The organism is Paenibacillus sp. FSL R10-2748 (assembly GCF_038005565.1).
GTDB classification, from domain to species: Bacteria; Bacillota; Bacilli; order Paenibacillales; family Paenibacillaceae; genus Paenibacillus; species Paenibacillus polymyxa_B.
On record NZ_JBBOTK010000002.1, the window covers coordinates 21,188 to 40,835 of the forward strand.

Genomic DNA, 19,648 nt, shown 5'->3' on the forward strand with positions numbered 1-19,648 from the left:
ACAATTACACGAACATCATATCAATTCATGTCCATTCTGTAAAGAAGACAAAATAAAAAGCGACCCCACATCGTTCAAGGTCGCTCTCTAGATTTATTCCGTTATGAGACTCCTGCTTCTTCCACGATGATAGGCTGTTTTATCAGCCGAATACGTGAAATCCGCTTGTTTTCAACTTCTTCTACCGTGAACATACATCCCTCAAACACTACAGACTGGCCAGGCAGTGGGGGAATAACCTCGACATGTGAGTATAGCCAGCCCCCTACCGTATCATAATCCTCATGATCAAGATCCAGTCCAAAGCGATCGTTCACTTCATCAATTAATAACATGCCGTCAATGGAAAATTCCTCGTCATTAATCTGCTCACAACTCGGACGTTCCTGATCGAACTCATCCTGAATTTCACCAACGATTTCTTCCATAATATCTTCCAGTGTTACCATACCCGATGTACCGCCATATTCATCAATCAAAATTGCGATTTGCGTCTTGCTACGCTGCATGCGTTTGAGCAGATCACTAATTTGCGTAGATTCAGGGACAGCAAGAATCGGTCGAATCATCGTACGGGTATCCAGTGTGTTCGCCCGTAGAAGGTCCTTAATATGGATAAAGCCGATAATATGGTCCTTATCTTCGGCGCAGATTGGATAACGGGTTCTCATGCTTTCCGTCGCAATCGCGAGATTTTCTTCTGTGGACTCATTACTGTATAAGCAGATCATCTCAGTTCGCGGAATCATGATTTCCCTGGCGGTCGTGTCGGTAAAATCAAATATATTATCAACAAGCGCCAATTCCGTATTATCAATTAGTCCGCTCTTATTGCTTTCTTTCATCAGAATGCGTATTTCATCTCCGGTATGCGCGGAATCGTCATTCTCGGATACCGGCTCCAGACGGAATAAACGCAGCAGGCTGTTCGCCATTCCATTCAACGCCCATATGAATGGATACATCAACTTGTAAAACCAAGTCATCAGCATGGCTGAATACAGCGTAATGGTCTCAGATTTACGAATAGCTATCGTTTTGGGCGCCAATTCACCCAAGACAATATGCAGAATCGTAATGACAATAAATGCAATAACCACGGCAGTACCGTGCACATATACCGCTCCTAATCCGGCGGCTGTAAATACAGGTTCGATCAAATGTGCGATGGCCGGCTCTCCGATCCATCCTAGTCCCAACGATGCTAGTGTAATACCCAACTGGCAGGCAGACAAATAAGCGTCCAAGTTGTGTAACATATTGGCGGCGTACACGGCCTTTTTATTGCCCGCTTCCACCAATGTTTCAATACGGCTGCCTCTGACCTTCACCATGGCAAATTCCGCAGATACAAAAAAACCATTCAATAGTACTAATGCAAAAACAATAAATAAGTTAAACATACTCGGTAAAGGGTCACTCAATATGCTCCCCATCAGCCGTCATTACGGCAGACAGGCGCACCTCCTTCGGATAGTTTCATCATAGACAGAACGATAACACATCATAAGCAGCGTCAACTTCCCAACACATTCACTCCTTCCGGCTTCCAAAGCCATATTCCGCATAAATGATTAGATCATTCATCAGCTTATATTTAATTATATAACTATACTCTATACAGTCAAACCACAAGCAATGTCAGAAAAAACAGCTCCTCTATCATTTAGGTTGTAAAGCTCTCGTTTTCGCCGCTTACCATCAAGAAAGCTACTATATTTGAGAAAGATTATAAACAAAATACATCCCCTGCCGTCTGGCAGAGGATGTAGACTCATATATATGAAGGCATCAGCGAACCGGGGATGCACCCGGGTTCCCGATGACGCCGGGATATTGGTACAACAACGGCTCATCAAATGTTGCATAGTCCAGGTTTAGCATTAGTAGAATGGTCCGTTTGCCCGTCGCCGGATCACTAATAATAATGTGGTCCCGACCTGCTGCTTCCAGAATGCCTTTGAATATTTTCGCATTCCATTCCCGGTTATTTTCATAGGTCATATAAAAAGTTCCCGTTTTTCCTAAGTTCAAGCGTAAAATATTTTCGATGTATGATTGCTCGTATTGCGGAGTCTGAACCTGCACTACGGTACCCGTTGGTGTCATAGGGCTGCCACTACTTACTTGAGGTGGAAAGCCAGTCATAGGCTGCATGGTTCCGATTGGAGTCATCCCTCTTGGCCATTCGGGATACCCATTGCCGGAAGCATAAGATACGGGACGGTAAGCTTGCTGTGAAATCATGTAAATTCCTCCTAAAATGGTTTAAATTTAATTCTTCAAGCCATTCTGTAAATTGTCTAATATACATTAGGACAATCCTGTACAGTCGGGCTAAAAAAGCAGTGGGCTTTAAAACGTCCGGTATTGACCTGGCTATACCAGGTATCTGGGCAGTCTCCGGCAGGTCTGAAAAACCATAATGAATTGGATGCCGGACGTATTTTCTCTCCATTGATTACACGCTGGGCAAGTCGAATGTCCCGATCACGGGCTTTCTGATAAAAATACCCCTTCTGAGTAGCCTCAAACCCGCCGGGGCTTTGAAACACCATGTCATTCATCATACGTATGCCCTGGAAATCCAGGCAATTGGATAAAATCCGGTTCACCCCAACATTACCGACCATGAGCATTCCCTGCTCTCCTTCGCCTTCGGCCTCAGCCCGCATCAGTCGGGCGAGGGTCCTTACATCCTCTGAGTTGGTCTTGATTACAGCCACCGCGTCCCCTCCTCGCTTCTCCATCACATACCCTATCGTATGGTACAAATGCCCAATGGGTGACAGTCCAGAAAAACAAAAAAATAGCCCCAAGACTGGGACTACTCATTTAGGCTTTTATTATGGCTCATAAATCATTTTGCGCGTCATGCCACCATCTACTACCAGATTCGTGCCTGTTACAAAATCATTGCCGGGTTGTGTCAAATACAGACAGGCCCGTGCGATGTCTTTAGGGGTTCCTACTCGCCCAGACGGATGCTGTTGATGGTCTTCTGCACGCAGTTGCTCATAATCCCCGGTTTCAATCCACCCTGGACTGATGCAATTGACCTGAATCCCGTCCTTTCCTAGCGACATAGCCATCGCGTGTGTAAGGGCCGCAATGGCTCCTTTGGATGCCGCGTAGGCTTCTGTATCCGGCTCTGACATGAAAGCTCGTGTAGAGGTCATATTGACCACAGAGCCACCTTCTACGTTTCGTTTCATTACCTTAGCCGCTTCCCTAGTGGCAATAAAACAGCTGCGTACGTTTGTATTCAAAATGTCATCCCATTCTGCTATCGTTAACTCATATGGAGATTTCCATTTGGACACGCCAGCGTTGTTAATTAGCGTATGAATCGTACCGTATTCTTCTTCCGTGGCACGGATTAGCGCTACAATATCCTCTTCCTTCCGCACATCACAAGGAATAAAAATGGCCTGATAGCCTTCGTTCCGGGCCGCTGCAGCGGCTGCGGCACCCTCTTCCTCATTGTGGTCCGCAAATACAACATGGGCACCCTGAGCAGCGTAGGCAAAAGCGACCTCTTTCCCGATGCCATGCGCCGCTCCTGTTACAATAACAACTTGTCCCTCAAATGACACAAATCATTCCTCCTCTGAACTACTCTGTTCTAATATATATGTACCAAAATGTGCTGTACAAGAAACATCTACAGCCCCCTACCCTGATTTCTCGCAGAAGGCTGTAAATGAATCCAAGAACATTAGACTGAAATCTACATTTTAACCTGTTCCAAGCTATAGCGATTAAGACGCTGAAACCCGATATACCTTGTACCCTGAAAAGTAAGCCGTCCCTCATCACCTTCAGCGCATTGACCATATTCTTCCCCAGATACCTTGAACTCCATCCGGTCGCCACTCTCCACCTCGAAGGTTACGTAATAGAAAGTATAGGTACGAGTCCCTTGTTCCTCCTGCCGCCTCTGTTGGAGATGTGTCCTTCTGGCTGTAATTCGGGAACCGACCGTCAATACAGGCTGTCTTTTATTCCGACTCCATTCCATGACTTCCCTGCCTGCAGACAACACGACAATTCCCAACACGACAACGAAAAATACGGGCAGTACCGTGCCCAGCCAATCGAACATCCATAATGACTCAAATCCCATGCACCGCACTCCTCTCCGCCAGGCATTCCACAGGGAAACTACCGGGCATCCTGACCTGACCTAAGCTTTCTATAATAGTATATGTATGTTCCTGCCCAAATTTGATAGCAACTCTCAAGAACGCCAAGAGCCCCCACGGAATAGTCCGGGAGGCTCAAGATATGGCGATATCAGAATGATGCATCGATTTACACATGTACAAGCTGGAGATAACGTTGTGTTTCATCCAGAACTTCATGATCTTCGTCTTCAGCGTAACGCTCTGCACACTGCTTGCAGTCCTCTTCAGTCGTGCAACCATAGGCATCCTGGCAAGTATAACAAAATTGAAGGTAGTATTGGGTTAACATATGATCCTGATTCGCTGTCATGATTATCACTCCTATCGTTGTTTACAGGTTTAGTATAACAGCGGCTTATTCGTTGGTTTGTGATTTTTTTCACATATAGTCGTATAAAATTTAAATTTTTTAAAAATAAAACGCCCTGGGAAAAACACCCCAGGGCAATCAGCTTTATAGCGATTATAAAATTCTCCAGTTCGCACCGCCGTCCGTCGTCTTCAGCAGCAGTGACTTCTTATCATCAAGGCGTTCCAAAAGGAGCCAACCCACCGAAGAAGAAGCGAAACGGAGCTTGACCGATCGTGGGTAGTCTTTTAGCTTCAAAGGTAGCACTTTGTTGCCTGTGAGACTTGTCCACGTCTTTCCCCCATCCAATGTACGGCTCATTCCGGTTTCAGTTATGATCCACCCTTCCTTTTCGTTTAGAAACGTACGTCCAGGGATAATAGAATTAATGTTGCTACTCAGACCCAAAGGCACACCGCTCCATTGGGCCCCTGTATCATTTGTAAACAGTCCATTATATTTTGTGCCGTTAGCCCCATAGCAAAGAACCGGAATCCAATACGAGGAACTGCTCCCTTTCAGAGACTGCTGAGCTTCTGCTTTGGCCTGAGGGCAGCCTTGTATTCTGTTAGCTACCGGAGTCCAGGTTTTCCCTTGATTCGAAGTCTTGTATAACTTAATACTGCTATCCAGATTGATCGCTACAAATCCCTGATTGTTGGAAGAAAAGCTCATTCCTGCCAGACTGCCCCGATCGGGTAAACCTGAGCCTGTTTTGTTGGATGTCGTACCAGAACTTTGCGCAACTTTATTCCACGTGGCTCCCCCGTCAGTGGTGTGATACAACAGTTTTTGTTGATCCTGCTCATTCAGTTTTACATATGCCATGATCCAGCCAGTAGTTGGATTTACATATTGAATCGAGCTCACATGATCCCCGCTTGGAAGCGCTGAAACATCCCAGCTCTGTCCTCCATCTGCTGTTCTCAGAATGACGGTTGCTGTTTTGTCCAAATTTTGACGGACAACCCAACCGTGACGAGAATCAGTGAAACTGATGTCCTTTCCATATTCAAGTTTGTCTTGAAATTGGACATTTTCGGAGGGGGAAATATTATTCCATGTCTTTCCGCCATCATGAGTATCATAAAGCCGGAGCTCATTATGGGTAACTCCCCAAACTAACCCTTTATTGTTATCAATTAAATGAAAATCCGCTATTCGCGTCTGAACTACATATTTGGCGTTGGGATCGCCCACCTTTGGAGTCACTGGTGGATTAATAGTAATCGTCTGACCCTGGTCATCAGGTTCCTCAATCGGAGGTTTAGTTAACGTTTCTGGGGCTTCAGCAGAACAGGCAGTCAGTAGAATGCCCGTCAGTAGCAGTACTCCCCCTAAGAGCGCACGCCAGCGCAGTTTCATATAAAAATCCTCCCTCGATGGCATGCTGTAATCACGTGCCAAAAGCTTATCTGAAACAGAATTATACCATAAACGCCTCTATGTGACACTTTTCGCGTAATGTCAAAAAAAACCGGACCCTTCACAAAAGTGCAGGATGCCGGCTTTTTTTATACTAGAATTTATTAAGATTTACGGTTCAACAAACTTTTGTGGTATCCATAGAAGAAATAGATCAGCAATCCAAGCAGGAGCCACACAATAAATCCAATCCAGGTGCTAATATGAAGCTGAAGCATCAGACCGATGCAAACCAAAGCACTTAAAAGCGGGAGCAACGGCACCCACGGCACGGTAAAGCCTCTTTTCAAATCAGGGCGTTTCTTGCGCAGCACGATAACCCCTACCGATACCACAGCAAAAGCGAACAGGGTTCCAATACTCGTCAAATTGGTCAGTGCATGTAATGGAAACAATCCACTAGCCAATGCGATAATGCTGCCCACCAGCCAAGTGCTTCGTATCGGTGTTTGAGTTTTGGCATTTATTTTGGATAAAAAAACGGGTAAAAGGCCATCACGTGACATAGAGAAAATTAACCGCGTTTGACCAAACAACAGCACCAGTAAAACGGTGGTCATCCCCGCAATCGCACCGACTGAAATCAATCCGGCTACAAAATCCTGATGAATAAAGCGGAGAGCAAACGCAACAGGATCACTTACCCCCAACTGCGTATAAGGTACCATTCCAGTTAGTACAACTGAAACCGCAATATACAGTACCGTGCAGATCGCTAGAGAAGAAATAATGCCGATGGGCATATTCCGCTGCGGATTGCGAACCTCTTCGGCTGCAGTTGAGATGGCATCAAAACCCAGATAAGCAAAAAATACGATTGCCGCAGCACTCAAAACACCAGAAAAACCATAAGGCAAAAATGGTGTCCAGTTGTCAGGCTTAACATAAAAGATACCGATCCCAATAAATAGCAATACAACTCCTACTTTAACACAAACCATTATTAAATTGAATCGGACCGTCTCCTTGGCTCCGAGACTCAGTAACAGTGTAATGAGCATAATGATGCACACGGCTGGTAGATCAATAATGGTTCCCTTAGTTGAATCGAAGGCTGCGGTTAAAGCCAGCGGTAAATGTACATCAAATCCAGCCAGCAAGCCTTGAAAGTAAGCAGACCATCCACTACTCACAGAGGCGGCCGCCACTCCGTATTCCAGAATCAGGTCCCACCCCAGTACCCAGGCCAAAATTTCTCCAAATACAATATAACTATACGCATAAGCGCTCCCAGCTGCGGGAACTGTAGATGAAAGCTCCGCATAACACAAGGCTGCTAGTACGCAGGCAATACCTGCAATAACAAAGGAGAGCATCAATCCAGGACCTGCATTTTCTGCTGCTGCCTTGCCAGTAATAACAAAAATCCCAGTACCGATAATACATCCTACACCTAGCATGGTGAGATCAAAGGCACCCATTGTTCTCTTTAAGTGACCTGTAGATCCGCTTTCCTCATGCGGGAGCAGTCCTGTTTTTTTTCGAAATAAGTCCATATGCCGAATCCTCTTTCCATAATTTCATGCGTCAATATCGGTGCTGCAACGCTTTAGTGCGTGTTCTTATCATTCGATTAATTATTAGCGAGCTCGTCTTTGAAGTCAAGGAAAAATGTCATATTTCTTTGCGGTGGGTAAATATATACGGTACACTAAGTTGGAAAGATAAATTTTTAAGAAATACCCCAAAATGAAAAGGTATTCAACCCGAGAAGGAGATGAGGATTTTATGAGCTTAAAACCTTACAAACGAAGTAGAGTGGCCATTGTCGGCATGGGAGCGGTTGGTACAACAACCGGCTATACCCTACTGCTGCGCCAACGCATGTCAGAACTTGTCTTTATTGATGTCAACGTCAAAAAGGCGAAGGGGGAAATGCTCGATATGAATCATGGGCTTCCCTTTCTCGGCGGTGTCAAAGTGTGGGCAGGTGATTATGAAGACTGCCGTGATGCAGATATCATTATTGTTACAGCAGGGGCTTCACAAAAGCCGGGAGAAACGCGCATTGATTTGCTGAAGCGTAATGCCGAAATTTTTGAAAGTATCATTGATAATATCGTTAAGGTCAATACACACGGCATTTTGCTGATCGCTACCAATCCAGTGGACATTCTCTCCTACATCTCTTGGAAACGCAGTGGTTGGCCTTCAAGCAGAGTCATTGGGTCAGGTACGTTGCTGGACAGCGCACGCTTCCGTTATTTGATCGGGAAGCAAAAGGGCATCGATCCACGAAGCATCCACGCCCATATTATTGGAGAACACGGTGACTCCGAGTTACCTGTATGGAGCACAGCCAACGTAGCTGGAACTCCACTGGAACTGGGTGAAGAAACGAAAAATGAAATTTTTGAAAATACCAAGAATGCTGCCTATGAAATTATAGATGCTAAAGGCGCAACTTCTTATGCTATCGGGCTGGCTCTCGACCGAATCGTAGCCGCCATTCTCGGGGACGAGGGGTCGGTACTTAATGTGTCCACCTTGCTGGAAAATTATAACGGAGTATCTGACGTATATTTAGGTGTTCCAAGTATTGTAGATCACAATGGGGTACGTGAAATTTTGGATCTTCCGCTCAATGACGAGGAACGTGCAAGATTGCTTCAATCTGCGGACAAGCTGAAGGATCAAATTAGCAAAGTTCATATGTAGATCGCGAACATAAATACTAAACAAAACTGGCCTCCACAGCGGTAATATCCGTTGAGAGGCCAGTTTTTTAGTCATTATAATGTAAAAGTTCAGTTTGTCGTCCTGCTATGCATTCGAATTACCAAGGTGGCGTATCGCCATCCACGTCCTCATTTTCATGCTGGCGTTTCTCTTTTAGCCGCTCAGCCACCGTTTCAAACGATTCAGGTTGGAGTAACTCAATCGGTGAAAATCCCTTTTCAAACGTAAATGCATCACCTTCAATAATAAGTGCATATCTATCATGAAGTTTCGTGATATGCAGTTTGGCGCCAAAGTCGGACAGTAGCCCACGCACGGCCGTATCATCTAGTTTGAAACGAACTTCAATTTCTGGTTTCAGCTCGACAATATGCTGTGCAGCCTCTACGACCTGAAGGGGTTCCCATTTCCCTTGCAGATCCCGTTTTTCGCTAGCCGCCCACAATTCCAGATCGCGCTCTTCCTGCTGTCTTTCCTCATTAGATGCATCCGGCCATTTGGTTTCTACATAGTTCTGAACGAAGCCCATGACATGCTCATTGACGATTTCCGGCATGGATTGCTCATAGGTCACGAATTTCAAAAAATCTTCAAAATACCGGGCATGCGAAGACTGGTGAATTTTAAGCTCCCACTCATCGTTCATCCCTTCCTCAAGCATGTAAGGATACATGATGGATTTCATATTACGGGCAGAAATAGCCATTTCGACCTCACTCACCAGACTGCTTTCAGTAATTCTGGCAATTTTAGGTTCAAAATCACATTTAAGCACAAAAATAAACGGATCATCCGAGTGTGTATTCAAGGTAGCCTGTACAATGATTAGCGCTCCGCCGCGTACTGCGCTCGTATCCAGATACATCCGCACCAGATCGTCACAAGCATTTTTAAAATCTTCCTTATCCTCTGCTGCCCGCAGTCGGGCGAACATATTGAAATTCGGATTACTGCTCAATTCATGCTCCGGTTCGACGATAAAGCGGCCGATTTTGGTCGGTGCCTGCTCTGTGCTGGGGTTTTTTTCAACCTTACGCTTGCTAATACGAGCAAATTCCCCGTCCAGAAACTTTTTAACATCGCTTTCGTCATAATCGTAGTCGTCCATTGTAGCGTAATGCTTATAGGACTTACCACCCTGTCCTTCTTTTCCATCTACCTGAATTACAAAAAAAGATAAAAAATCCACTTGAAAGTTCATTTACGTTCCATTCGCTCCTTTTCAGGCATGTACGCGTAATTATATCACTATGATTTTAAAAGGTACATCGGATTCAGATCCCTATTACTAGATAAACATTTTAGTTAACATAATATTTATTATGTTGATCATTTTTTCGTTTAGCTATCATTCCCAATTCACAAGTTTAAAGTGAGTACTTTTACCACTATTCTAATTCACGTCCTTAAGGATCATTGACCTCTTTATTTTCCATGCTCTACTTTCTTCATGATTTCAAAAAACATTTGACTAATAAGTAGTTGATTTATTATATTATCTATTATTATATAGACAAAAATATATTTTGTTTATATAAAATGATATTTCAAGGGGGTTGCGCCCTGAAAACAGGAAAGGAGAGTTTGTTGTTGTTTAAAAATCCATATATAAGGACCATTATCGCCTCCAATGCGCTGCTAAATTTGGGCATTTGGGTGCGCAACTTTGCCATACTGTTGTATGTAACAGATTTGACTAATAATGATCCCGTATACGTATCGCTCATTTCGGTTGCTGAATTCATGCCTATTTTTCTGTTCGCTATCATTGGAGGAACATTCGCGGACCGTTGGCGGCCCAAACGGACCATGATTAGTTGCGATTTGCTATCCGCGGCCTCTATTTTTATTGTTTTGTTGGCATTATGGTACGGGTCATGGCAGGTGCTTTTGCTGTCCACTTTCTTTTCAGCCATTCTATCTCAATTTTCTCAGCCGTCTGCGATGAAGATATTTAAGCAGCATGTAGCACCAGAACAGCTACAGGGAGTGATGGCCCTTTTTCAATCTCTCATGGCATTATTTATGGTTATCGGCCCTGTTATCGGTACATTTATTTATCAACACTTTGGAATTTTCACTTCAATGTCTATAACCGGAATATTGTTTCTCATCTCGGCGCTTGTTCTGACTCGCATTCCACAAGATGAACAATCACTTGAGATAGATGATCAACCAACTCATTTCATTCAAGATCTTAAAGAAGGAATACGTTATGTATGGAATAACCGCACACTTCGCACGCTTGGGGGAACATTTACCGTAATTGGGCTGGCGGTCGGACTTATTCAACCATTAATGGTTTTTGTCGCCATCGAGAACCTTGGACAAAACAAGGAATTCCTGCAATGGCCGTTAATGGCGAACGGAGCGGCTATGCTGGTGGGAGGCGGCCTGATTATGGGGGTTGCCAAAAAAGCACAGCCGCAATTGCTGCTGGTGGCCGGACTTTTGGTCAGCACACTGACAACCTTTGGTGTCGGATGGTCACACAATATTGTGCTGACCATGGCACTACAAGTTTTCAGCGGCCTATTTTATCCTTGCATTCATATCGGTATCAACACAATGATGATGAAAAACGCCGAAGCTGCTTTTATCGGCCGCGTCGGTGGTGCCCTCTCTCCCCTGTTCTCTGGGATGATGGTCGTCGGTATGAGTATCGGCGGAACACTCAAACACGAATCCTCCCTGAACACCGTATATACCGTGAGCGCCGGCTTGTTTTTGGTCGGAGCGATGCTATTGTTACCATTGCTTCGTGACAGGCAGCCCGTACAAGCTGTCATAGCCGATGATTCTAAATAACAGCAAAAGAAACCGCCCCTGGAGATATGATATGGCATCCTCCGGGGGCGGTTTCTTAATGTTTGTATCATGATTTCATACAGATTATGACTCTCTTCCTTCATGCTGTCTTTTCCACAATCGTGCATACAGGCCGTACTTTTTCCGCTACCAGAAGGACCTACAAGCGCTGTGAAAGAATGGAATGGCATAAGCCTGCTCACATCCCGCAGTACAGGCTGGTCACCATACCCAAAACTTATGCGCCTCAGCTCAATGTCGTGTCTTTCCGAAGGCAGCTGGTCACCCAGCATCACTGGCTCGTTCAGCAATTGGACGATACGCTCACCTGCCTGTTGTTGTCTCTACTTTTATAACTACGAGTGATTTCAGTCTTAACTCAAACAGCGCGCACCGATTGAGTATCCGCACGCGCTGGCTGCATAGCTTTTTTCATCTGTCTACTTGACAGGGATATGACCAAAGGACGGTTTTTTATATCACTTATACATTTGTAGAAAATAGTGAAGGTGCCTTTTTCAGTGCACTTATTTTATTTCTTTCATAAAGCTCCTGAAGTTTTCAACGATTTCCTTTGATTTGGTATGGTGTAAATAATGTTCTCCTTCAAGTGTCATTACTTTTCCATGAACAGAATTTTTGACTTGCTCTTCATGTAGTGGTATCCATCTTTCCACATCTGTATTATTCGCTTGTATAAAGAAAATAAGGGGCAGATTTTTTGGGAATGTTAAATTTTTAGCTGCTTTAAAATTAGGATAAATATTTTCCATTTCGTTTGAGGTGCTGGAATTATACATGTTTTTGAGAGAAAGAATTCTCATTTGTTCTTTTGTTTCATCATCATAGTGTAGTCCAGCATATGGGTCACCAGTAAGTTTCATTACCAATCTGGCTAAACCTGATTTTTTGAGAAATTTAAACGTTTTTATTGGTAATTCAGCATCCATACCACCTTGCGTTGGAACACTGCTATCAATCCCGACAAAAGCACTCACTTCGTTTTCATATTTGTTCACATAATCCAGTCCGTAAATGCCTGCAATGGAATGACCCATTAGAATATATCGGTCAATTTTAAGACTCTGTAAAGCTTCATGAATTTCACTTACAATATTCTCTGTGTTTCGTTCCTTTTCGGTTAGATCACTTAATCCATAACCAAAAGGCTCAATAACGATGACTTTGTAAAATGGAGATAGCTCTTCTACTAGCGGTTTAAAATCAAGTGCTGGTGCTGCTGTTCCATAACCTGGTAGTAACACGACGGTCTCTTCGCCTTTTCCTTGAATCAAAACATTCATTTTTTTCCCATCTACAGGTACGAACTGACCATAGGATTGTATTTTTCCTTGCTCTGATTTGCTGCTGATAATATTAACTGTATAGACAACGGCTAGAAAAAGCACGATTGCTATAATTATTGTTCCTATTATTTTAAGCAAAATGCTTCGTACTTTATTTGTTCTCGTTCCATTCCTCATTTTCATTACCTCTCTTCGTTTCACGCTCAACTTCTCCTGTCCCATTCTGTTTGTTGGGCTACCTTAACGAGCCGCTAATGAAAGCTTAACGAAAGAAGATGTACTCCCTATGACGACAATATGAACGGAGTATGAACAAGCAAAAAAATGCTACGTTGTCCAAGGAAACTGCACATTATGCTGTATCATGGAAAATGCGGTTTAGATAATCCGAATGATACCCTATGAATCTAACTAATCTGGTGGCGTTGTGATTGGCAAGGTGACAATGACGGTCGTTCCTTGGCCGGGTTCACTTTCCACTCGAATGTCGCCTTGATGAAGCGATACGATCTGTTTAACGATGGCGAGTCCCATACCGCTACCGCCATATTTACGACTGTGGGAACGATCAGCTTTAAAAAATCGCTCGAATATACGCTTCTGGTCCTCAAGGGAAATACCAATGCCCGTATCGGATATTCGGACTGTTACGCTTTTGATATCTTGCTTGATGCTGACGTTAATAACGCTGCCATTCTTGGAAAATTTGATGCTATTACCGAGTATGTTCGTCCATACCTGGTTTAATTGATCTTGATCCGCCAATAGGCGAACGGTCTTCAAATTGAGCTCGAAACGGATGTTGCGAGCCGACCATTGCGGCTGGATCGCGACGATGACTCGTCTGATCTGTTCATCAAGGCTGAACGTGACCAGCCGCATCTGCTGTGACTGCGATTCAAGCAAACTCAGCTTTAGCAGGCTATCGCTCATCTTGGACATCCGATCTGCTTCCGCGATGATGATATCGAGATAACGACTTCGCTCGTTATCTGCTATATCTACTTGCTTGAGTGCTATAGCATAACCGGATATCGAGGTGAGCGGCGACTGAACTTCATGCGACACATTCGTGACGAACTCCCTACGCATCTGCTCAAGTTGCTGTAGATCATGCATCATTTCTTCAAAGCTGCGAGCCAAAGTACCTAGCTCACCCTTTTGCTTAATATTCAGCTTGACGTTGAAATCTCCAACTGCTATACGTCTGGTCGCTTTTGTCAGTTTTTTGATCGGTCTGACTAGGAATATAGAGGCAACCAAAATCAATAGACTTCCTGTTACCAACGAATAGGTCAAAAAAGTAAATAACCATTTTTGGGCAAAAGAGACGGAAGGATACATAAGCGGCTCCACAAACATCGCTTTCATTCCCATTTCCGTTTTCAACCTCAGTCCCAAGAGGTTCATTGAAACACTACTCGGATTAACTTGAACAACTTCTCCACCCAATACTTTCCTTACTTGATCCATCGTCACAGTAACAGGTTTTTGTCCGTTAAGCGTTCCGTAAGACTGGAACTGCCCCGTTTCATCAAAAATTCGAATATAATAGGAATCGAGTTGTTTCATTCCACTTACGAATAAGTCCGCTTCACGTAACGGAATGGTTTCGTAAACCCGGACAATGTCCTGACCAAAGTTAAATAAGGTGGTTTGCAAATTTTCGTTCAATTTCTCTTCAAACACCCAAAATGTTACAAAAAAAGCAATGATCGTGCCCGCGAGGACGGAGACCAGAAATGTCAGGACAACACGTGTATATAAGGATCTGATCATTCGTAAACCTCAAGCCGGTAGCCAAGTCCACGCACCGTCTCGATACGAAAATCGGGTGTTGTAGCGAACCGTTCGCGCAGGCGTTTAATATGTACGTCTATCGTTCGATCATCTCCAGTATAATCGATCCCCCAAATTTGATCGATCAACTGCTCGCGCGTATACACTTGTCCAGGTGTTCCAGCGAGCTTATACAGCAATTCGAACTCCTTGAGCGGCAACGTGAGCGACTCCGTCCCTCTCATCACCTTATAGGTCTGCCGATCAAGGATGACGTTGCCGAACTGGATCATCTGCGTGGTGCCAATCCGATAGCGTTTCAGCAGTGCTCTGACCCGAACTGTCAATTCCAGTGGATCAAACGGTTTCGTCAAATAATCATCTGTTCCAAGTTCGAAACCTTTCACTTTCTCCCATGTTTCGCCTCTCGCAGTCAGCATAAGTAAGGGAAGATCAGGATTGGCTCTTCTGAGCTCCTTGCATAACGTCCAACCATCCATTATCGGCATCATAATATCGAGCACGACAAGATCGACATGCGTTGTAGCGTAGACGGTCAGTGCTTCCTTGCCGTCTGCGGCTTCGGCTGTTGCGAATCCGTCGTTGCGTAGAAATAAACAGACGAGTTCGCGAATGTTCGCATCGTCGTCAGCAACCAGTATAGTAGGCATTCGTTTCCTCTTTCCCTGTTTTCATCCCATATTGAAGTAACCATTATACTATAAATAAAATTGAATCGCTCCTATTCTTCCTATAATTTTACAGTGTTATTCCTCCCGGTTTCCGCAGGTCTCAGAGCCCTCATCATGGCCCTGTTGTCCTGATTTACCAATACCCAAAGGGCGGGCAATGCGGGACGTCTTAAATCCCTGCCTCGGTTATACTTTTTTTGCTTCTTGAAACCAGGAATGCTCACCATTTGTCATAAGGACACTCCTGTTAATTTAAAAACACCCTACTAGCATTAATGGGGATGAGACTGACCCCATAACGTGAGACAAATCAAAACACCTTCAAGAGAATCGAACCATGTCGTAAGATATGGAGATAACCTTGAAGGTGTTTTTACGTTGGCAACGAGAGATAACCAAATGTTTTACTGAGTAGTGCGGCAAAATGACTAAAGTTGCTATAACCGACTATCGCTAACGCCTCACTGACGGAAATCTGCTCCTGTTCCAAAAGTTACTTGGCTTTTTCCAGTCTCTGCTGGCGCACAAAGCCAAATACCGTCGTGCCGAATAGCTCTTTAAAGCCATTTTTAAGCTTTTGTTCATTTATATGTACCATCTGTGCCAGCCGAATCAGGCTCGGAGGTTGAACCAGTGTACGCAGTAAAATATCTCGCGCCTCGTGAATGACTGTACATCATTGGGCTTAATCAACATCGTCGGTCTAGGGGAAGAGGTGCACATCTCTTGTACAAAAAAGCTATAAGCTCCAGTGCCTTACTCTCCAAAAAAAGCTGTCGGGTTATGCCCTGATAAGGATGAGATGACAATTCCTAAGCAATAGCTCGCATGTCAGGAGTAATTAGCGTCTCCATACAAGCAAAAGATTGCTCCAGACGAATATCCAGTTCTTGTAGCAATTCTCTCCATAGCAAAGGGTTAAAACGCAGCTCCATGTGATTCATCGCCTTGCTTGCTGGCATCGCCGCATGGATCTTCACATCATTCATGTAAATGAGCTGTACATGCCTTCCATGCTCACGCTCTGAACGAAATTCATCCACGGACCAGGCGGCTGAATAGTCGATGTTCAGCGCTAGTTCTAAATAAGGCGTAACGAACCTTCTTGTAATCTGGACTGGATCATGAAATAGCATTTTACTGTGCGAAAGCTCGAAGCCTTTACGTAAAAAATGTGTACGATGCACACCGCTTCCCCACTATTCGGGTATATGATAAATATGTTCATGTTTCAATGCCGATTGAGTGAGATCATTTTCATCGTTTATAAGGTTTGAATCGGCTATATGGTTATATGGTTATAGTAATCATTAAATGTAGACGGAGAATTATGTATCTTCATCTTGTTATCGCTTCCTCCCTTATCTGGATTCGTAGTGCATACGAGTTCCATTCATGATTACAATTATAATGATTATCATTCTCATCCAAAAGATAATAACATCCATTCGCTACTAAGTTAACATAATATTTATTGCGAGATTAATTTTCTATTCTGTAGTTTTAACATATCAATATCTAATCTCTGTTGTTTAATTTATCGAATTTTCAAAATATGGATGCTTGAACATAACTTATGGATACAGAAATAAAAAACCTTTAAGACTGCTTATAAGTAGTCTTAAAGGTTTAAATGTGAGGAATGATAACGCTTTATAAAGTTGGCGATTTAAATCATATCCAGCGCTGTTTTCAGCACATTCGCTCCATTCATCATTCCATAATTCATCATATTGATTACAGTGACTGGAATCTCGTTGCCCACTTCTTTCTTCACGTCATCTTCCGCGTGTCCCATTTGGGGGCCCAGCATAACAATATTGACCGGCATATGCTCTCTTATGCTACTCTCACTACAAGCTTCGATTACAATTTCCACATTTTGTGCACGAGCCGCCTCTTTCATTCTCTCCACCAGCATACTTGTAGAAAATCCTCCTGCGCAAGCCAGCAATATCTTTTTCATTTATCAGGCGTTTGCTTCCTTCGAGGACAGGGCTCGAAACGTAGCTCTTAGCTCGGGACGGACTGTGATAGCTAAGTAATACCAAGTTTCTACAGTCAAGTATTTCCATTTCCGAAAAAGTCTATCGTAGCAAAATTGCGAAAAAATCTACCTCGACAGACAACATAAATTTTTTTCATTATTTTTGAACTCCTTAAACTGTTCATGCAGAATTCTCCCTTCGCCCTGGGTATATGAATTGTTATGTATTGGACTTACATAGTGCTTACTTGCTGAATATCCCCAGTACACTCAAGGTTTAATGGCTCCTCTGCCCATCGTCCATTCTCACAAGATCAAGAAAGTGTTGCATTTTTGCCAACGCATAATAACTTCCCCAGACTTTCCCTCGGCTCCCCTTGATTCTTCTTATTGAAACAAGGCATCGTTCCTTTTATATCCCGTGTTCCAAGGCTCTATTATGCTCAGGCCCCTTGCCATAAACAATTTTTCTTCCTTATTTGCATGCTTTTCTAACCTTTCACCCCTCATCATATTCGCAATTTTGCTACACTTTCTCACCTCTATCCCGAGTCGTTGGCCCCCCGTTGACGAGAAAAAGAACACGCATTATGATTCAAGTGAAAATATTCACAATTCATTCCGGAGTGAAAGTGAATGTTTTCACACAATAAACAGAATATCCGCTTTTCTATTTTTCTACTTATTCCGTGATGACGGCAATTAGCTTGCACATGACACTCGGCAGCTTGCCCGCACGTAATGTGAACTTCTAATCTATGTACTTATATCCATATGATTTCAATCCATTTTATTGAAGGAGTGAGCACTCTATGTCCAAAATCATTTCAGCGAGTGAAGCAGCAGCACTTATCCCGGATGGAGTCACCATTGCCGCAAGCGGCTTTGGGCTCTCCTGTTGGGCCGAGGAGATGGGTATCGCCATCGAAGAACGATTCTTGGAATCTGGTCATCCTCGCAACCTAACAGTTGTTCATGCCAGTGCGGTTGGCGACCGCCGGACCAAGGGAATGAGCCATCTAGGCCATGAAGGTCTGATCAAACGCTGGATCGGCGGGATCGCCCTTGCTTCGCCTGCTATGGCTAAATTAATTGAAGACAATAAATGTGAAGCCTACAATTTGCCGCAAGGCGTAATCACACAGCTGTTCCGTGAAATTGCTGCCAAGCGCCCAGGTGTCATTACCAAGATAGGCATGGAGACCTTCGTCGACCCTCGTGTGGAAGGCGGCAAAATGTCAGCCTGCACAACGGAGGAGATCGTCAAGCTGATTGAACTGGAAGGCGAAGAATGGCTGCTCTATAAGAGCTTCCCGATTCAGGTCGCATTGATCCGCGGTACCATAGCTGACGAGAACGGGAATTTGACGCTGGAAAAGGAAGGCCTGCATATGGAGGTTCTACAGATTGCTCAGGCAGTGCGCAATTCTGGCGGTATCGTAATTGCTCAGGTAGAGACTGTGGCCAAGAACGGGACCCTACATCCGAAGGATGTTAGAGTGCCAGGCATTCTGATCGATCATCTAATTATCTCCGAACCGAAAAATCATTTCCAGACTGAAAACACACAATACAGCCCTGCCTTCGCAGGACATGTGAAGGTACCGATGGACGCCATGGAAGTGATTCCGCTCGACGAGCGTAAAATTATCTCCCGTCGTTCCGCAGCTGAGCTAGTACCAAATACCGTTCTGAATCTTGGCGTGGGTATTCCGGTATGTGTGGCTACGGTTGCGGCAGAGGAAGGCGTCAGCGACCAATTGATTCTGACAACCGAAGCAGGCTCAGTCGGCGGCGTACCAGCAGGCATCAAGGATTTTGGGCATGCGTACAACTCTGAGGCCATCGTAGATCATGTGTCCCAGTTCGACTTTTACGACGGTGGTGGTATTGATCTATCCGTGCTAGGGCTGGCTCAGACCGACGAATCCGGGAATGTGAATGTCAGCAAGTTCGGTACCCGTGTTACGGGCTGTGGCGGCTTTATCAACATTTCCCAATCAGCCAAAAAGCTCGTCTTTGCCGGAACTTTCACAGCAGGAGGCCTGCAAATTGCTGTTGAGGACGGCAAGCTTCGGATTGTACAGGAGGGTAAAACTAAGAAATTCCTGAAGGAGGTCCAGCAAATTACCTTCAGTGGCTCTTATGCGACCAAGGTCAAGCAGCGGGTTGTCTATGTGACGGAACGTGCGGTATTCCAGCTGCAAGATGGAAAAATGACACTGACAGAGATCGCGCCTGGCATTGATTTGCAGACCCAGATTCTCGATCAGATGGACTTCATGCCTGTCATCTCACCAGAACTGAAGGAAATGGACGCCGGCATGTTCTGTGAACATTGGGGTAAGCTGCATGACGTGATTACGATCAAGGGTAGCGAGCAAGCGAAGCATGAGGATGACGCTTTGACTACTGTATAGTACAGCTCAGGAGAT

General features: G+C 44.3%; 17 protein-coding genes and 1 pseudogene. 3 read left to right on the top strand and 15 right to left on the bottom strand.

The features are described from left to right. Positions 1 to 101: 101 nt before the first annotated feature. The 8 genes from NSS66_RS06430 to NSS66_RS06465 all read right to left on the bottom strand — a co-directional run bounded on the left by NSS66_RS06430 (position 102) and on the right by NSS66_RS06465 (position 7,457). A complete protein-coding gene (locus tag NSS66_RS06430; RefSeq protein WP_175405309.1) occupies positions 102 to 1,403 on the bottom strand; it encodes a hemolysin family protein in 1,302 nt (433 codons plus the stop codon). Positions 1,404 to 1,791: 388 nt separating this feature from the next. Beyond that, complete coding sequence (gerQ, locus tag NSS66_RS06435; RefSeq protein WP_023988884.1) at positions 1,792 to 2,247, bottom strand: spore coat protein GerQ; 456 nt, start codon at positions 2,245 to 2,247, stop codon at positions 1,792 to 1,794. Positions 2,248 to 2,303: 56 nt separating this feature from the next. After that, on the bottom strand, positions 2,304 to 2,726 hold the full coding sequence (locus tag NSS66_RS06440; RefSeq protein WP_023988885.1) for a cell wall hydrolase: 423 nt from the start codon (positions 2,724 to 2,726) through the stop codon (positions 2,304 to 2,306). A 120-nt stretch (positions 2,727 to 2,846) separates the two neighbouring features. Further along, positions 2,847 to 3,596, bottom strand: a complete 750-nt coding sequence (locus NSS66_RS06445) for an SDR family NAD(P)-dependent oxidoreductase (protein WP_023988886.1) — start codon at positions 3,594 to 3,596, stop codon at positions 2,847 to 2,849. A 134-nt stretch (positions 3,597 to 3,730) separates the two neighbouring features. After that, positions 3,731 to 4,126 (bottom strand): DUF2500 domain-containing protein, encoded by a 396-nt coding sequence (locus tag NSS66_RS06450; protein WP_013371386.1) that lies wholly within the window; start codon positions 4,124 to 4,126, stop codon positions 3,731 to 3,733. Between the two features lie 188 nt (positions 4,127 to 4,314). Continuing rightward, complete coding sequence (locus NSS66_RS06455; protein WP_028541651.1) at positions 4,315 to 4,497, bottom strand: hypothetical protein; 183 nt, start codon at positions 4,495 to 4,497, stop codon at positions 4,315 to 4,317. Between the two features lie 153 nt (positions 4,498 to 4,650). Beyond that, positions 4,651 to 5,901 carry a WD40/YVTN/BNR-like repeat-containing protein gene (locus NSS66_RS06460; RefSeq protein ID WP_340958611.1) on the bottom strand — a complete coding sequence of 417 codons (1,251 nt, stop codon included), beginning with the start codon at positions 5,899 to 5,901 and terminating at the stop codon, positions 4,651 to 4,653. A gap of 164 nt (positions 5,902 to 6,065) precedes the next feature. Next, the gene (locus tag NSS66_RS06465) at positions 6,066 to 7,457 is read right to left on the bottom strand and encodes an amino acid permease (RefSeq protein WP_023988889.1); all 1,392 of its coding nucleotides are present in this window, start codon (positions 7,455 to 7,457) and stop codon (positions 6,066 to 6,068) included. A gap of 232 nt (positions 7,458 to 7,689) precedes the next feature. Between NSS66_RS06465 and NSS66_RS06470 the strand changes: the two genes are divergently transcribed. Beyond that, positions 7,690 to 8,619, top strand: a complete 930-nt coding sequence (locus tag NSS66_RS06470; protein ID WP_053325554.1) for an L-lactate dehydrogenase — start codon at positions 7,690 to 7,692, stop codon at positions 8,617 to 8,619. A gap of 118 nt (positions 8,620 to 8,737) precedes the next feature. On the opposite strand, the gene NSS66_RS06475 is transcribed toward NSS66_RS06470, so the two are convergent. Continuing rightward, positions 8,738 to 9,841 (bottom strand): DUF3900 domain-containing protein, encoded by a 1,104-nt coding sequence (locus NSS66_RS06475; RefSeq protein WP_028541652.1) that lies wholly within the window; start codon positions 9,839 to 9,841, stop codon positions 8,738 to 8,740. 389 nt (positions 9,842 to 10,230) lie between these two features. Between NSS66_RS06475 and NSS66_RS06480 the strand changes: the two genes are divergently transcribed. After that, the gene (locus NSS66_RS06480; RefSeq protein ID WP_053325555.1) at positions 10,231 to 11,448 is read left to right on the top strand and encodes an MFS transporter; all 1,218 of its coding nucleotides are present in this window, start codon (positions 10,231 to 10,233) and stop codon (positions 11,446 to 11,448) included. Positions 11,449 to 11,582: 134 nt separating this feature from the next. On the opposite strand, the pseudogene NSS66_RS06485 reads toward NSS66_RS06480, so the two are convergent. From NSS66_RS06485 to NSS66_RS06510, 6 genes and pseudogenes are all read right to left on the bottom strand, one after another. Next, positions 11,583 to 11,786 (bottom strand): annotated as a pseudogene (locus NSS66_RS06485) (ABC transporter ATP-binding protein); the annotation flags it as partial. A gap of 189 nt (positions 11,787 to 11,975) precedes the next feature. After that, positions 11,976 to 12,938 (bottom strand): alpha/beta fold hydrolase, encoded by a 963-nt coding sequence (locus NSS66_RS06490; RefSeq protein ID WP_445671356.1) that lies wholly within the window; start codon positions 12,936 to 12,938, stop codon positions 11,976 to 11,978. Positions 12,939 to 13,166: 228 nt separating this feature from the next. Then, entirely contained in the window at positions 13,167 to 14,534 is a 1,368-nt protein-coding gene (locus NSS66_RS06495) for a sensor histidine kinase (protein ID WP_023988894.1), read from the bottom strand. Then, positions 14,531 to 15,205 (bottom strand): response regulator transcription factor, encoded by a 675-nt coding sequence (locus tag NSS66_RS06500; RefSeq protein ID WP_023988895.1) that lies wholly within the window; start codon positions 15,203 to 15,205, stop codon positions 14,531 to 14,533. The genes NSS66_RS06495 and NSS66_RS06500 overlap by 4 nt, the downstream gene beginning before the upstream one ends. An 833-nt stretch (positions 15,206 to 16,038) precedes the next feature. Next, positions 16,039 to 16,413, bottom strand: coding sequence for a hypothetical protein (locus NSS66_RS06505; protein ID WP_226887810.1), 375 nt, complete (start codon positions 16,411 to 16,413; stop codon positions 16,039 to 16,041). A 482-nt stretch (positions 16,414 to 16,895) separates the two neighbouring features. Further along, entirely contained in the window at positions 16,896 to 17,192 is a 297-nt protein-coding gene (locus NSS66_RS06510; RefSeq protein ID WP_023988898.1) for a PTS sugar transporter subunit IIB, read from the bottom strand. An 833-nt stretch (positions 17,193 to 18,025) separates the two neighbouring features. Here NSS66_RS06510 and NSS66_RS06515 point away from each other — a divergent pair. Further along, on the top strand, positions 18,026 to 19,633 hold the full coding sequence (locus NSS66_RS06515; RefSeq protein WP_340958613.1) for an acyl CoA:acetate/3-ketoacid CoA transferase: 1,608 nt from the start codon (positions 18,026 to 18,028) through the stop codon (positions 19,631 to 19,633). Positions 19,634 to 19,648 lie beyond the last annotated feature (15 nt).